General features: G+C 65.0%; 12 protein-coding genes. 3 read left to right on the forward strand and 9 right to left on the reverse strand.

What is annotated here, in order from left to right; all coding sequences use genetic code 11:
• Positions 1-30 precede the first annotated feature (30 nt).
• Both H977_RS0127315 and H977_RS0127320 read right to left on the reverse strand, forming a co-directional pair.
• Positions 31-246, reverse strand: a complete 216-nt coding sequence (locus H977_RS0127315) for an MbtH family protein (protein ID WP_029110844.1) — start codon at positions 244-246, stop codon at positions 31-33.
• A gap of 1275 nt (positions 247-1521) precedes the next feature.
• Positions 1522-3597: a RecQ family ATP-dependent DNA helicase gene (locus H977_RS0127320; protein WP_029110845.1), complete on the reverse strand. Its 2076-nt coding sequence runs from the start codon at positions 3595-3597 to the stop codon at positions 1522-1524.
• 157 nt (positions 3598-3754) lie between these two features.
• Here H977_RS0127320 and H977_RS34565 point away from each other — a divergent pair, with 157 nt between their 5' ends.
• Positions 3755-5653, forward strand: coding sequence for an alpha/beta hydrolase (locus H977_RS34565; RefSeq protein ID WP_081681875.1), 1899 nt, complete (start codon positions 3755-3757; stop codon positions 5651-5653).
• On the opposite strand, the gene dmpG is transcribed toward H977_RS34565, so the two are convergent.
• The 3 genes from dmpG to H977_RS0127340 are packed head-to-tail and all read right to left on the reverse strand — an operon-like array spanning position 5650 to position 8448.
• The gene (gene dmpG, locus H977_RS0127330) at positions 5650-6708 is read right to left on the reverse strand and encodes a 4-hydroxy-2-oxovalerate aldolase (RefSeq protein ID WP_029110846.1); all 1059 of its coding nucleotides are present in this window, start codon (positions 6706-6708) and stop codon (positions 5650-5652) included. The two genes, H977_RS34565 and dmpG, sit on opposite strands and share 4 nt — an antisense overlap.
• A complete protein-coding gene (locus H977_RS0127335) occupies positions 6705-7652 on the reverse strand; it encodes an acetaldehyde dehydrogenase (acetylating) (RefSeq protein ID WP_051289153.1) in 948 nt (315 codons plus the stop codon). Before H977_RS0127335 ends, dmpG begins: the two co-directional genes overlap by 4 nt.
• A 10-nt stretch (positions 7653-7662) precedes the next feature.
• Entirely contained in the window at positions 7663-8448 is a 786-nt protein-coding gene (locus tag H977_RS0127340; protein WP_029110848.1) for a 2-keto-4-pentenoate hydratase, read from the reverse strand.
• Positions 8449-8521: 73 nt separating this feature from the next.
• Here H977_RS0127340 and kstD point away from each other — a divergent pair, with 73 nt between their 5' ends.
• On the forward strand, positions 8522-10204 hold the full coding sequence (gene kstD / locus H977_RS0127345; RefSeq protein WP_029110849.1) for a 3-oxosteroid 1-dehydrogenase: 1683 nt from the start codon (positions 8522-8524) through the stop codon (positions 10202-10204).
• Positions 10205-11065 carry an enoyl-CoA hydratase ChsH3 gene (chsH3, locus tag H977_RS0127350; RefSeq protein ID WP_029110850.1) on the forward strand — a complete coding sequence of 287 codons (861 nt, stop codon included), beginning with the start codon at positions 10205-10207 and terminating at the stop codon, positions 11063-11065.
• Here chsH3 and H977_RS0127355 read toward each other — a convergent pair whose 3' ends face one another.
• The 4 genes from H977_RS0127355 to H977_RS0127370 form a co-directional block, all read right to left on the reverse strand.
• Positions 11066-12298, reverse strand: a complete 1233-nt coding sequence (locus H977_RS0127355; RefSeq protein WP_029110851.1) for an FAD-dependent monooxygenase — start codon at positions 12296-12298, stop codon at positions 11066-11068.
• 242 nt (positions 12299-12540) lie between these two features.
• Positions 12541-13077 carry a chitinase gene (locus tag H977_RS0127360; RefSeq protein ID WP_196808335.1) on the reverse strand — a complete coding sequence of 179 codons (537 nt, stop codon included), beginning with the start codon at positions 13075-13077 and terminating at the stop codon, positions 12541-12543.
• 4 nt (positions 13078-13081) lie between these two features.
• Complete coding sequence (locus tag H977_RS34040; RefSeq protein ID WP_231396070.1) at positions 13082-15538, reverse strand: bifunctional polysaccharide deacetylase/glycosyltransferase family 2 protein; 2457 nt, start codon at positions 15536-15538, stop codon at positions 13082-13084.
• Positions 15531-15833, reverse strand: coding sequence for a hypothetical protein (locus H977_RS0127370; RefSeq protein ID WP_155946863.1), 303 nt, complete (start codon positions 15831-15833; stop codon positions 15531-15533). Before H977_RS0127370 ends, H977_RS34040 begins: the two co-directional genes overlap by 8 nt.
• Positions 15834-15894 lie beyond the last annotated feature (61 nt).

Raw genomic sequence — 15894 nt, forward strand, 5'->3', positions numbered from 1 at the left:
GAACCCCCCGGCCCTTTGATCTATCGGGCCCTAGCTCTGCGCCAATCTGTCGCGCAGGCTCTTAGGTCGAATATCCGGCCAGTTCTGCTCGATGTAGTCCAGACACGCAGCGCGGTCAGCTTCGCCGAACACCACCTTCCAGCCGGCCGGAACATCGGCGAAAGTCGGCCACAGACTGTGTTGCTCCTCGTCATTGATCAAAACGAGAAAGCTGCCGTTGTCGTCGTCAAACGGGTTGATGCTCACCCTGGTCCTCCCCATCGTCGAGTAGGCCAGTAAAACCGCTCGAGAAACCGACACGGGGCGTCGCGCCTCGCACCTGTCCTCACGAAGTCTGTTTCTTTGCGACCCACTCCAGCTATGACGTGTCTAGTTGCAGAGCGTCAGCATATCCAGATCTTCTTGACGGGGGTGCAGAATTTGGCGATCCAGGAACAATCCGTTGCTGAAGGTAGTGGAATCGCCCCCTTACTCGGCCCACCGATGAGCATTGAGCAAATATGTGCGGCGTCGACCGCAAGGACCTTATGGCGCGCGATTCGATAACTTCAGCCGATGCCGAAAGTTCGGAATCGTTGAACTTCGACCTCCGATCGTGCGATGCGCCGGTTGTCGGCCACGAAGACATCCCCGCGGCCGGCGGGCGTCCGTGGTCACGTTCGATCCGCCCGGGCAGTCGGGGCGCGCGGACGCCACTCGGCGGCGCAAGCCGCGCGGCATGACATGGCACTCCCTACCGCGCAGCGTCCGAATTCGCGGGCATCGTGGCGGCGCCTGCGGCCGCCACCTGGCATTTCCCTGCAGGGATACTGAGAGACCCTGGCGTCCGCCGTCCCGCGGACCGCCCGCATCACCGAGCCGTCCGCGACCGCTTGTGGAGTTCCGAACCACTCCGGCCTCCTGCATTCAGGGCGCAGGAGATTCGGGGAACGCATCACTGACGGCCGATTCCGCCCGTGCGGCGCACGCCATTCCAGGGCGGCCGCACCTCACTGCGGAGATGCCCACAATCGTGTAGTTCAATCCAGCGAAGCTGAGCGCAAAATGCCTAGATCGCCGACAATGTCTCAAGTCCGCCAATGGGAAGACCGAGCCCAGCGTCAAAGCTTTCGGCAAATCTGATCGAACGCTTGCAGGGGCATCGTATGGCGCCTCAAGATCAACGCTGAACGGTCAATAGTTAGCCACGCAATCCTTACTTGCGCCATCAAGATCAGTTGGTCTCAAAATTTCCCTTCTCAATAACCGGCTAACAAATCGTGCGGCATCCGCGCCCGCGAGGTCCCGCCGACTTGATCTTCATCGCCGCATGATCGGGGACGGCCACCGGTCCTTGAACCCGGCCCAATTGATGGGATAACCGCACGGATGTGCGGAGCCAGTAAACGCAGATGGTTGACTAGTGAAGCAATTAGTGAAAATTAATTGCTGGCAGCGTCATCTTTCCCATGACGGTCGCCCCTCGAAACGAAGGCGAAAAAGTTCGCTCGACGGCGACGTCGACCAGATCCTGCGAGCACCTCAGCTGACGCTTGCCAGCACCAGCGGCAGAACATCGGCGACTCCGGCAGTGCGCAGCAGCCGGGCCGCCATGGTCAGCGTCCATCCGGTGTCGGTCATGTCGTCGACCAACAGCACCGGCCCGTCGACATCAAGCCGCGGCGGTTCCCAGGCACCGTCCAGCGCTGCCACCCGATAGGCCGAATTCGCGGCGGTGACAGGGCGGCGTTGGGGCGTATAGGTCAGGATGCCCAGATTCGTCAGTCGCCCGATCTGAGCGAGCCGCTGCACCGTCGAGGAGATCAACAACGGATGCGTCTCGGAGTCCAGCCCAATCACCGCCGTCGGCCTTCGATCCCAATCCCAAACCTTGAGGACCTCGACCGCCGCGGCCAGCACGTCGTCGGGCAACTCACCGTCCGGCTCGGCCAGTAGGCGACGCAGGCGAGCTCCCCAGCCGAGATCGGTCAGTCTGCCGATCGCCCGGCCCGGCGCCGCACCCTCGCCGATTCGACCGGACAGCGGCACACCGAGTGCAGCGAGCCCCGACGGCCACTGCTTTCGGGGGGCGACGAGAACGCCTGGTCTGGACAGCCGTTGCGCGGTATCTGTGAGGATGTCCTGCGCCACCGCGGCCTCGTAGCGCCGACCGGTGCAGTTGTCACAGCGGCCACACCGTGCGTCCGGTGCCAGCTCGGGATCGTCGAGCTGGCCCCGCAGGAAAACCATCCGGCAACCGGCTGTGGCCTGGTAGTCCAGCATCGCCTGTTGCTCCCGGCGCCGAGCCTCGTCCAATGCGCGGTAACGGGCCTCGTCGTAAACCCAGGGCACACCGGTGCCGATCCAGCCGCCCTTCACCCGGCGGACCGCACCATCCACGTCGAGCACCTTGAGCACCATCTCAAGGCGGGACCGGTTGAGATCGACCTGCGGTTCCAGCGCCTGGGTGGACTGCGCGCGGTCGGTGTCCAGTGCACCGATGACGTGACGCACCATGGATTCCGACGGGAACGCGACCGACGCGAAGTACCTCCAGACGTCCTGATCTTCGGTGCCCGGCAGCAGGACCACCTCGGCGCTGTCAGTCGCGCGGCCGGCGCGGCCCACCTGCTGGTAATAGGCGATCGGGGACGACGGCGCACCAAGGTGCACAACGAACCCCAGATCTGGTTTGTCGAAGCCCATCCCCAGGGCTGACGTCGCCACCAATGCCTTGACCCGGTTGTCGAGCAGATCTGCTTCGAGTTGTTCACGCTCGGCGGTGTCGGTGGACCCCGTGTAGGCGGACACCTTGTGCCCGCGCTCGGCCAACAGTGCGGCCACATCGTGCGCCTGGGCCACCGTCAGCGTGTAGATGATGCCGGAGCCGGGAAGGGAATCCAGGTTCGCCGCGATCCAGGCAGCGCGCTGTGCCGGAGTGCCAACCTGCACCACCGACAGCCGCAACGACTCACGATCCAAACCACCGCGCAGCACCAAGGTGTCCGATCCGCCGACACCCAACTGGGCTGCGACGTCATTGACCACGCGATCGTTGGCGGTCGCAGTCGTGGCGAGAACCGGTACCTCCGAACCCAATTCGCCTATCAACGTACGGATTCGGCGGTAGTCCGGCCGGAAGTCATGTCCCCAGTCCGATACACAGTGCGCCTCGTCGACCACCACCAGACCCGCATCGGCGGCCAGGGCGGGCAGCACATTGTCACGGAAGTCGGGATTGTTCAGCCGCTCTGGACTGACGAGCAGCACGTCCAATTGCCCGTCGGCCACCTGCTGGTGAATCGCGTCCCATTCGGTGACGTTGCCGGAGTTGATCGTGGCGGCCCGAACCCCGGCCCGCTCGGCAGCGGCGACCTGGTTGCGCATCAACGCCAACAGCGGGGAGACGATGACCGTGGGGCCGCGGCCGGCGGCGCGCAGCAGCTTCGCGGCGATGAAATAGACCGCGGACTTGCCCCAGCCGGTGCGTTGCACGACGAGCGCGCGCTGCCGCCGGACCACCAGGGCCTCGATGGCCGACCACTGATCATCGCGCAGCACCGCCCCGGGGCCGGCCAGTTGTTCGAGGATCGACTGGGCCTGCTCGCGGGTTGTCATCACCCAATCATGCCGGGTTCCTCTGACACTCCTCACCACACCAAACCGGCATGAATCGAAAACCCCAGGCCCACTAAGCGTTTCGCTTAAACATGAATCAGCGTCACTTTTTGCGAAACACCGCCGAGCACGATATTCGTCCGGTAGACGTGGACCCATGCCTATGGGGGGATATGTGGGGCACGTCGGTGCGTTGGCGGTGGCCCTGGGGGTTGGGTCTGCGGTGGCGCTGGGCAACGGATGCGCGTTGGCGGCGGCCGACCCGACGCACTCGTCCACGTCATCTGGTTCATCTGGTTCATCTCGGTCCCCGGGACCGTCGGCCAAGACGGCCGATCCAGCGAAACCGAAACGACAGCACGCATCGAAGCCCCGCAAGCCCACCGCCGCCAAGCCGGACATCGAGGCCGGCGACACCGGATCCCGGGACTCCGAAGACCCCGAAGACGTCGCCTCGACTCCGAGAGCCGCGATCGACAAAGTGGGTGCTGCACTGCGCACCACCGTGCGTGCCGCGTTGGGTTCGGTCGCCTCCGACCGGCCAGGCGCAGACGACGAAGCAGCGACGAAGGCCCTCACCGTGAAGGCACCGGCGAAGCGCGCGGCCACGATTGTCGAGCGCCTCCTGCCCGACGCGGCCACATCATCACACCCCGAGGCCGACACCGGCGTTGAGGCCGACGAGCCCGAGCCCAAAGCACCCGTAGTGGTCGAGGTCGGATCGATCGCCACGATCCCGAAGTCGGTGCTCACGCCTGCTCCGGGCCCGAAGCTGCCGGAACCGAAAGCGCCGGCACCGCCGAAGATCGCCAAAGTCGAGGACACCGTGACCGGGGCAGTCTCGACGGTGATCAATACCGTGCTGAATCCGTTCTCGGTGAACTCCACACCTGACTCTCCGGCCGAGCCTGCCGCGGCCTGGGCCATGCTGGCATTCGCACGCCGCGAGTTCGAGCACGCCTTCCGTCAGCCGCAGAATCTGTTGACCCAGGTCAGCACGCTCAGCGCCGTCACCGCGCGGGGCCCGGTGGCGCTCGCGCCCGGCATCGTCGTGCCGGACAGCCTTGTCGACAAAGTGAACGTGACCGAAGGCCCGTCATTGTTCGACCAAGTGACCGTGTTGGCGTTGACGGCGTTTCGGGAGATCTCCGAGGTCATCGGCGTCGACATCACGACGAGCCTGGGTGGCGGCATCTCCGTGCCCAATCCGCCGCCGATCCTGACCGTCGGACTGGATGTACGGGCAACGGAGTTCACCGCCCAGGACGCCGACGGTGTCGAGCAGACATGGCAGGTCTGGGAAATCTCGAACCCAAGATCAGACTCCGACGAGCACGTCATCGCGTTTCATGGAGGCGGATTGGTTACTCCGCCCAACATCTTTCATTGGCTGGACTACACCCAGATGTCGCGCCAGACCGGCGCGACAGTGATCGTGCCGCGCTACCCACTGATCCCTGACGGTGGGACCGCCGACAACACGGTTCCACCGGCGGCAGATCTCATCACCGCTTACGTCGCCGAATACGGCGCGGAGAATGTCAGTGTGTACGGGGAATCCTCCGGTGGAATGGTCGCCGTACTGGCAGTGCAGAAGATCATTCGCGACTGCGAGGGTGACACCCAGTGCGTCAGCAGCCGGGTGCCCTCGCGCATGGTGCTCAGCTCACCCGGGCTCACCGATCCAGAGGTCTTCACCGACCCCAATGTTGTGCTGGTGAACGATCCACTCTTCGGGGTGCCCGAGTCCGACGGTCTGGCGCAGTGGCGATCGCAGCAGGACCCCGAGCTGTCCGACACGTTCCTAGGGTCGGTCGAGGGCCTGCCGCGAACCACGATTTACATTGGCACGCGCGAGATCATCGCGCCCGGGGCGTTGAAATTCGCCAAGGCGATCGACGATGCCGGCGGCGACGTCAGCGTCGTGATCGGGATGGGCCAAATGCATGCCTGGGCCACGCTCCCGATCAACTCGCAGTACGCCAATTACCGCGACGACATCTACCGACAGCTCGGCATCGTCGATGACGATGCCGACGAGGCAATCAGCCTCTAGGCCTTCGCCTTTTCAGCTTCCTGTTCGCGCTTGATCTCCAGTGCGATGTCGATCAGCTGATCTTCCTGACCACCGATGAGCTTCCGCTGGCCGACGCGGAGCAACAGTTCGTGGGCGGGCACCCCGTAGCGTTCGCCCTGGCGCACCGCGTGCTTCAGGAAGCTGGAGTACACCCCCGCGTAGCCCATCACGAGCGCGTTGCGGTCCAGCAGGCACTCGGCCGGCATCGCCGGGGCGACGACCTCCTCGGCGGCATCGGCGATGTCGAAGAAGTCGATGCCGGTCTTGACGCCGATCTTGTCGAACACCCCGACCAGCGCCTCGACCGGGGCATTGCCGGCACCGGCACCGAACCGACGGCACGAGCCATCGATCTGCTTGGCACCCGCGCGCACCGCTTCGACACTGTTGGCCACGCCGAGACCGAGGTTCTCGTGGCCATGAAATCCGACCTGCGCATCGTTACCGAGTTCGGCAACCAGCGCCGCCACCCGGTCGGCGACACCTTCGAGCACCAGGGCACCCGCGGAGTCCACGACATACACGCACTGGCAGCCGGCGTCGGCCATGATGCGGGCCTGCTTGGCCAGCTTCTCCGGCGGAATGGTGTGGCTCATCATCAGGAACCCGACGGTCTCCAGGCCCAGCTCACGGGCGAGCCCGAAGTGCTGGATCGAGACGTCGGCCTCGGTGCAGTGGGTCGCGATACGGCAGATCGAGCCACCGTTGTTCTGGGCTTCCTTGATGTCTTCCTTGGTGCCCACACCGGGCAGCATCAGGAAGGCGATCTTGGCTTCCTTGGCCGTCTCGGCGGCCAGCTTGATCAGCTCCTGCTCCGGGGTCTTGGAGAACCCGTAGTTGAAGCTCGACCCGCCCAGTCCGTCGCCGTGGGTGACCTCGATGACCGGGACACCGGCGGCATCCAGGGCGGCGACGATGGCGCCGACCTCATCCTTGGTGAACTGGTGCCGCTTGTGGTGCGACCCGTCGCGTAGCGACGTGTCGGTCATCCGGACGTCCCACACGGGGTTGAAGAAAATGTCTGCGGTGCTCATGCTTGGCCTCCTCCGGCCGGGGCGGCCAGGCGTTCCTTGGCGATCTCTTCGCCGACCTTGGTTGCCGCCGCGGTCATGATGTCCAGATTTCCAGCGTAGGGCGGCAGGTAGTCACCGGCACCCTCCACTTCCACGAACACCGTGACCAGGTGGTTTCCACCGTTGACCACGGACGGTTCGTCGAACTGCGGTTCGTTGAGCAGGCGGTAACCCGGCACGTAGGTCTGCACCTCGGCCACCACATCCTTGATCGACTGCGTGATCGCGGCGTGGTCCGCATCCTCGGGTATCGCGCAGAAGATGGTGTCGCGCATGATCATCGGCGGCTCAGCCGGGTTCAGGATGATGATCGCCTTGCCGTTGTGGGCCCCACCGATATCGCGCACACCCGCACTGGTGGTCTTGGTGAACTCGTCGATGTTGGCCCGGGTGCCCGGACCCGCCGAAGCTGACGACACCGACGCCACGATCTCGGCGTAGGGCACGTCCACGACACGGCTCACGGCGTACACCATCGGGATGGTGGCCTGTCCGCCGCAGGTGACCATGTTGACGTTCGGCGCATCGAGGTGCGCGCGCAGGTTGGCCGGCGGGATGACGCCGGGGCCTACGGCCGCCGGGGTCAGGTCGATGGCACGGATACCGGCCTCGGCGTAGCGCGGCGCCGCGTCACGGTGCACATAGGCGCTGGTGGCCTCGAACACCAGATCGGGCTTCTCGTCCTGGGCGAGCAGCCAGTCCACACCCTCGTGGGAAGTCTCCAGGCCGAGTTTGCGGGCCCGGGCCAGCCCTTCGGACTGCGGATCGATGCCGATCATCCAGCGCGGCTCGAGCCACTCCGAACGCAACAACTTGTACAGCAGGTCGGTGCTGATGTTGCCCGACCCGACGATGGCAACTGAAGCCTTATTGTCGGCTCCGCCGACGGAAGCCTTCGCAGGCATTTCCACTCCCTTATTCGAAACTCAGTCTTACTGAACCTAACCCGGCGAAGTCAGCGACGAAATCGCTGCCCGGAGGTGCATCTATCGCACGCGTGCACGAGCCCGGCAGCACGATGTCACCGGCCTTCAGGCGCACGCCGAAGCTCTCCACCTTGCGGGCCAACCAGGCCACCGCGGTGACCGGATTTCCCAGCACCGCATCGCTGCGTCCCTCGGCCACGACCTTGCCCTGGTTGGTCAGGACGGCGTCGATGTTGCAGATATCGATGTCCTTTGGCGACACCCGCGCTTCCCCGAGCACCCAGCCGGCGCTGCTGGCGTTGTCCGCGATGGTGTCGCACAACTTGATCTGCCAGTTGGTGATGCGGGTGTCGATCAGCTCGATCGCCGGGGCGAACGCGGCCGTCGCAGCGAGCACGTCCTCCTCGGTGCAGCCGGCCCCGGGCAGGTCGTCGGCCAGGATGAACCCGACCTCCACCTCGACCCGCGGGTACAGGAACTTCGACGAGGGCACCGGGACGTTCTCGAACACCTCCATCTCGTCGAGGAGATGGCCGTAGTCCGGCTCGTCGACACCCATCATGTCCTGCATGGCCTTGCTGGACAGCCCGACCTTGTGGCCGATGATGCGGGCGCCCTCGGCGACCCTCTGCCGGATGTTGATCAGCTGGATCTCGTAGGCATCCACCACGTCGATATCGCCGTACCGATCCGTCAGCGGCGTCATCGGAACCCGGCTCCGCTCGGCCTCGGCGAGATCGGCCGCGAGCTCGTCGCGCACCTCGACACTAAGCATTTTGGTGAATTCCCCTCGCTTCTTTGACCGGCGCAGTTGTCCACAGGCCCGGCAATTCTATAACGTGTTCTACATGACTGGACAGGAGTACGACGTTGTCGTGGTCGGCAGCGGCGCTGCCGGCATGGTCGCCGCCCTCACCGCAGCCCATCAGGGCCTCTCGACAGTAGTCGTAGAGAAGGCGCCGCACTATGGAGGTTCCACTGCGCGGTCAGGTGGTGGGGTGTGGATCCCGAACAACGAGATTCTCAAACGCGACGGCGTGAAAGACACCCCCGACGCGGCGCGCACCTACCTCCACAAAATCATCGGTGACGTGGTGCCCGCGGAGAAGATCGACACCTACCTCGAGCGCTCGCCGGAGATGCTGTCGTTCGTCCTGAAGCACTCCCCACTGAAGCTGTGCTGGGTGCCCGGATACTCCGATTACTACCCCGAGACGCCCGGCGGCAAGCCCACGGGTCGCTCGGTGGAGCCCAAGCCGTTCAACGCCAAGAAGCTCGGCGCCGACGAGAAGGGCCTGGAGCCGCCGTACGGCAAGGTGCCGATGAACATGGTCGTGATGCAGCAGGACTATGTGCGGCTCAACCAGCTCAAGCGTCATCCGCGTGGCGTACTGCGCAGCGTCAAGGTGGGCGTCCGCTCTGTCTGGGCCAACGCCACCGGCAAGAACCTGGTCGGCATGGGCCGCGCGCTCATCGCACCGCTGCGCATCGGCCTGCAGAAGGCCGGCGTCCCGGTCCTGCTGAACACCGCGCTGACCGATCTGCATGTCGAGGACGGCGTTGTCCGCGGCATCTATGTCCGTGACACCACCAAGGGCGAAACCGCTGAGCCGCAGCTGATCCGGGCGCGCCGAGCAGTGATCCTCGGCTCGGGCGGATTCGAGCACAACGAGCAGATGCGGGTGAAGTACCAGCGCGCACCGATCACCACCGAGTGGACCGTCGGCGCGGTGGCCAACACCGGCGACGGCATCCTGGCCGCCGAAAAGCACGGTGCCGCACTCGAATTCATGGAGGATTCGTGGTGGGGCCCGACGGTCCCGCTGACCGATTCGCCGTGGTTCGCCCTGTCCGAGCGCAACTCCCCCGGCTCGATCATCGTGAACATGGCCGGCAAGCGGTTCATGAACGAATCGATGCCCTACGTCGAGGCCTGCCACCACATGTACGGCGGTGAGTACGGCCAGGGCCCGGGGCCGGGCGAGAACATCCCGGCCTGGCTGATCTTCGACCAGCAGTACCGTGACCGTTTCATCTTCGCGGGTCTACAACCCGGACAACGCATTCCGAAGAAGTGGCTGGAATCGGGCGTCATCGTCAAGGCCGACACCCTCGAGGAGCTGGCCGCCAAGACCGGTCTGCCCGCCGACTCGTTCGGCGCGACCATCGACCGGTTCAACGGCTTCGCCCGCACCGGGGTGGACGAAGACTTCCACCGCGGCGAGAGCGCCTACGACCGCTACTACGGCGATCCCACCAACAAGCCCAATCCCAACCTCGGCGAGATCAAGCACGGCCCGTTCTACGCGGCCAAGATGGTGCCGGGCGACCTGGGCACCAAGGGCGGTATCCGCACCGACGTGCGTGGCCGGGCACTGAGGGACGACAACTCCGTGATCGAGGGTCTCTACGCCGCGGGTAACGTCAGCTCACCGGTGATGGGGCACACCTATCCCGGCCCCGGCGGCACCATTGGTCCCGCCATGACGTGGGGTTACCTCGCAGCACTCGACATTGCAGGGAAGAAGTAGATGCCAATCGATCTCGACAAGGCGCTGGGCGCCGAGCTGGAACCCATCGAGTTCTCCTGGACCAGCAGCGACGTCCAGCTCTACCACCTGGGCCTGGGCGCCGGCGCCGACCCGATGGATCAGCGCGAGCTGAGCTACCTTGTCGACGACACCCCACAGGTGCTGCCGACGTTCGGCAATGTCGCGGTCAGCTTCCACATGACCGAGCCGCCCAAGGTGCAGTTCCCCGGCATCGACATCGAACTGTCCAAGGTGCTCCACGCCAGCGAAGCCGTGAGCGTGCCGGGCCCGATTCCCACCAGCGGCACCGCGAAGTCGGTACAGCGTTTCACCGAGATCTGGGACAAGGGCAAGGCCGCCGTCATCGTCAGCGAGTCCACGGTGACCGATCCGTCGGGCACCGTGCTGTGGACCACCAAGCGGTCGATCTTCGCCCGCGGGGAAGGTGGTTTCGGCGGCGAGCGCGGACCTGCGACCTCGGCCGAATTGCCCGACCGCGCACCAGATGTCGAGATCTCGTTGCCGACACTGCCGCAGCAGGCCCTGCTGTACCGGCTGTGCGGTGACCGCAACCCCCTGCACTCCGATCCGGCGTTCGCCGCGGCGGCGGGCTTCGACCGGCCGATCCTGCACGGGCTGTGCACCTACGGCATCGGCTGTAAGGCCATCGTCGACAACTTGCTCGATGGCGATGTCTCCCAGGTGGCTTCGTACGGCGCGCGGTTCGCCGGCGTGGTTTTCCCCGGCGAGACCCTGCAGGCCAACATCTGGAAAGAAGACGGCAAGTTCATCGGCGTGCTGACCGCACCGTCGCGGGACAATGCCGTCGTGCTGTCGGGTGTGGAGCTCGTCCCGGCCTGATCAGCAGACCGATGGAGGGACTCGCCCATCAGACCGAATGGCGTTGGACTCCGGGGGCTTCCGCGGCTTGCGCAGCGCCGGAGACTCCTGGGCCATTCGGTACAGTCCCTCCACTACTCGATATAAGCCACAGTAGATCCGCGGTGGGAAGTGTGGCAGAAGTGGCGAGCGGCGCGCCCGGAGCGCTACCGAGAATTCCGCCGGCCGCATTCGCACGTAACGCGGAATGTTCTCGTACCACTGGGCGCTGTTGCGCGCCCAGGCCCGGTGAGGCGCCATGGCACGCGAACGCTCCTGCTGGTAAGCGTCGAGGGCAGAGGCCAGATCTTGGCGCCTGCACAGGTTCTCGGCGAGCCCGATAGCGTCCTCAAGCGCCAAGATCGTCCCTGACCCGATGCTGTAGTGCGTGGTGTGGGCCGCGTCCCCCATCAAGACAACGTTGTCGTGGTGCCACCTCTCGTTGGTCACCGTCGCGAAGTTCGCCCAGGCTGCTCCGGTATGGCTGGGTGTGGCGCTCAACAGCGAATGACCGTCCAACTGTCGCTCGAAGATCCTGCCCAACTCGGCCGTGGCGCCCTCCGCCCCCAGTGTGTCGAAACCGAGCCCGGTCCAGGTCTCCGGTGAACACTCAGCGATCACGGTGCTGGTGTGCCCATCGAAACCATAGGCGTAGAACCAGATCCAGCCGGCAGCCGTTTCGGTGAAGGCGAAGTTGAACGCGTCGAAAACCTTGTCGGTACCCAGCCAGATGTACTTGTTTCTGCCGAGGAGGACCTTCGTCCCGAAACTGCCCGGGTGATGTTTCCTCAGCCGACTGTTGACGCCGTCACACGCGACGATCAAGTCCGCCTTCGGCAATTGGGTTGGGTCCACCACATCGCGCTCGAACTGAACGTCGATTCCGAGTTCTGTTGCACGCCTGCCCAATATGTCGACAAGCGTCCGCCGGCTGATGCTCAGTCCAGAGTGCCCGGCGCTCGCCGTCCGAGCGCCCTGCAGGTCCACCAAGCTGCCGGACCAGCGGAACGAACTCTGACGAATCTCATTCGCCAAGGACGGGTCGATCTCAGCGAGCTTGTCGAGGAGCGGCTGCCAGTACGTGATTCCCCAGCCATACGTCGATCCTGCGCGATTTCGCTCCAAGACGGTGATCTCGTGGCCCTCGTCTTGCCCCTTCATCAACGTCGCGAACGACAGCCCGGCCGGCCCGCCGCCGACACACACGATCTTCACCGTGTCCCTCCACGCTCACGGTGTCCCCCGGTCGGGTCCGTCACGTGAGGTCCACAACCCATGACCATCAGTCCTCCCGGCGAGGAATTCGGCGCTTCGCGATGCGCCCGATCCAACTGCACTGACGGTAGACATCAGCAGGAATACGCATCAGTGTTTGCTCAAATGGGTCCTGGCCAGATTTGCGTAGGCAAGGACCCATGCCAGCGCACTCTATTCGGGCTATCTGGGACAACGAGACGTCAGCAGGAGAGGTTGCCGCCAGTGCCGACGCCCAGCAGGTTGGTGATCCGGCGATACTGATTCACCCGGCTGTGCACCTGGTCCGGGTTTCGCCCGTCGCACTCCTGGGCGCCGTTGATGGCGCGGATCGTGTCACCGAAGTCGCCGCGGGGCACCCGGCTGCCCCAGAACCACGCGGCAGTCCGCCAGGCCGTGTCCGGGTCGTGCGCCACCTGACCCGGGTCATGTAACAGGTCCAGACCCAGCGCGTCGCCCGCCGCCTTGTAGTTGTAGTTCCAACTCAGCTGGATCGGACCCCGGCCGAAATAGTTGTTCCGTCCCGCGGGGCAGTCATACGACGTGGATTCGTCGCAATAGACCGAGCGTCGGTTCACCTCCTCCTCGACGAGAGTGAGCCCCGCCGTCTCGTGGGCGACGTTGGCCAGAAACTGGGCCGCATCCTTCCGTGAATCGAAGTGGGTGTGGGCGGCGAATCCGTCATAGCTGTAAAACCCGTTGTGGCCGGGGAAGATCTGCTCGAACTCCGCGCGACTCACGGTTTCAGGCTGGCCGGTCGAGGAGCCGCAGCCCACGCTCAGCGCCGATGCCAATCCCAACGACAGCAGCGACGCGGCGATCCAGGTATTCCTCAAGGTCGTTCCTTCCCGCATCCTCGGCTGCGACGACGGTGTTCCGACGCTCCAGCTTGTCCCAGGCCACGACGGTCCCTTTGATGACCCGCCAGGTCGACGCGTAGAGCAGGTAGAACCGCAGCGGCTCGTAGATGAGCCGGTATATCGGCACCACCGCCAGGTGCCACGCTTTCTCCCGCGCGATCACAACGCCCGTCGTCGCAATGATGCCGTGTACCACCGCCACGAATGCGGCGAACAGCGCGATGCTGCGCCAATTGCCCTCCGCCAGGCTCAGGCCGGCCACCACGAGCGTGAGCGGCAGGAAAAGGATCGGGAAAATGAGTGAGACGGCGGCGTATGGCAGCGTCACCATACCGAGCATTCCGTACTTCGGCCGCAGCAGCATTCCCCGGTGTTTCCACAGCGCCTGAATATTGCCGAACGTCCAACGCTTTCGCTGCCTGGCGAGCGTGCGAATTGTTTCGGGAGCCTCGGTGTCGCAGATCGCCTCATTCTCGTTCACCACGGGGTAACCCAGCTTCTGCAGCGACAGCGTGGCGTCGGCGTCCTCGGCCAGTGTGTCGTCACAGAACCCGCCGATGCGCTCCAGCGCACTGCGCCGCCACGCGCTACACGCACCGGGGGCGATGCTGATCGCACCCATGGACATCTCGGCCATCCGGGTCACGCATATGCCGGAGATGTACTCCAGGCTCTGCCAGGCGGTGATGATGTTGCGGCGGTTGCCCACCTTGACGTGACCGGCCACGGCGCCGACGTTGTGATGGCCGACGAAATGCCGCGCCAAGTTACGGATCGTGGCCCGGCGAAACAGGGTGTCCGCGTCCATGATCACGATCACCGTGGACCGGTCAGTCGTGTGGTTGATGCCGTTGTTCAGCGCTGACGACTTCCCGCTGTTCTCCTGGTGCACCACCGTCAGCCGCGGCCACGCCCGCGCGCAGTCCTCCAAGATCTCGGCGGTGTTGTCGGTCGAGCCGTCGTTGACCGCCACCACCTCGTATCTCGAAGCCGGATAGTCACTGTCCCGCAACACTGCCAAGGTTCGCGCGATGACTGCCGCCTCGTTGTATGCGGCCAGCACCACGCTCACGAAGGGCAAGTCGGCGTCCTCGAGCTCCGGCCACCGCCGGCGGCGCTGCCGCCATCCGGTGAGCAACGCCAGCAGAAGGTAGAGCGCCGACATACTCACCAGCGATCCGCTGCCGAACCAGAACAGCCCTCCGAGCAGCTGGCCCGGAGCCACCCAGAGCGTGTACGCGATCAGCGCCGTCGCCCGGTCGGCGAGCACCGGCTCTACGTTCTTCAGCGGCAGGTACCGCTGCGGCAGCATGGGTTCCAGGGTGGTGAACGTGTAACCCTGGCTCTTCGCCTGCCGGATCAACTTCTCCAGCATCGCCACCGTCGCCGAGCGATCGCCTCCCGCGTCGTGCAGCAGCACCACGTGCCCTCGGCCGTCCAAGGGCGGTACCGGCACCTCCTCACCCGGGGGATGCCGCCAGTCGAAGGTATCCACATCCATGTCCACCTGCAGATAACCGAGCGACTGCGACTGCAGCTGAGCTACGCCGTTGTGGTCCGGGTCGCCTTTCGGTATCCGGAACACCGGCGAGGAATAGTGTCCCTCGGCCCGCATGATCCGGTCTGTGGCAACCAACTCCTGCTGATTGCGGAAGTCGCTCTGCTGGTCGAAGTCCAGATGTGACATCGTGTGGTTCCCGGCCATGTGACCCTCGCGGATCATCCGCCGGAAGATGTCCGGGTGACGCACCACATTGGATCCGATCACGAAGAACGTGGCCGGGACGTGCTCGCGCGCCAGGACATCCAGAATCTGCGGCGTCCAGATGGGGTCGGGGCCGTCGTCGAACGTCAGCATGAGCGTCTTGTCGGGCGGCCTGCCGAAGTGGTCGATGGCGTACGGTCGGCCGCCGATGCTGTCGCGCTCGAATTCCTCGGCGTCCCTCAGGTATTCACCGGTTGCCGCATCAAGGAGCCTCAGCGGCGGCATCGGCGGCGCCGCCGCTCCGTCCTCCCACCAGCCCCAGTTGCCGGCATCGACCGACGTGGGCGCCCCGGGCAGTGCGCCCGGTCCGCCGTGCTCTTGAGCCACTGTCACCATGCGGGTCATCACGCCATCTCGAGCGTCCCCGACGACCGGGATCCTCGACGGGTCACCGGTGGCGAGGAAGCTACGGGCGAAGTGCTCATCCGACCGTTCGACCCGGGTGGGCGCGAGCACAGCCGGGGCGAGATAGATTCCCGCGCCGACGGGCACGCACAGCATCGCGATGGTGACGATGACGAATCGGCGCAAACGCTTTCCGCTCTTGTCGTAGAAGACAGGAAAGCCATCAGCCATCGCAGCCGGCCCAGCTCGCGACGGTCGTGCAGAACGCGCCCACGATCCAGACCGGCGGTGTGCCGTCGCTGTTGCAGACCTGCCACCAGCCGCTGTCACCCGACAAGACGAGGGCGGCCTCGACCCTGTCGTCAACGGTGATCCGGTTGGCAGTGATGATTGCCGGGCCAATGGATTCCAGAACCCGCCGCGCCTCGCCGACTCGCGAGATTCCGGCAATCATCTTGGCGACCAGGTCGGCGGTGGCAATTCCGAAGTCCGTTGGGGCATCCTTGATTTGCGTCATGAACGCCACCTCCACACTCGACGAAGCCTCGATCGCTGTCGCCCTCCGCCATGCACTTCGAATGACTTCG

The organism is Mycobacterium sp. URHD0025, from assembly GCF_000426065.1.
In the GTDB taxonomy this organism is placed as follows: domain Bacteria; phylum Actinomycetota; class Actinomycetes; order Mycobacteriales; family Mycobacteriaceae; genus Mycobacterium.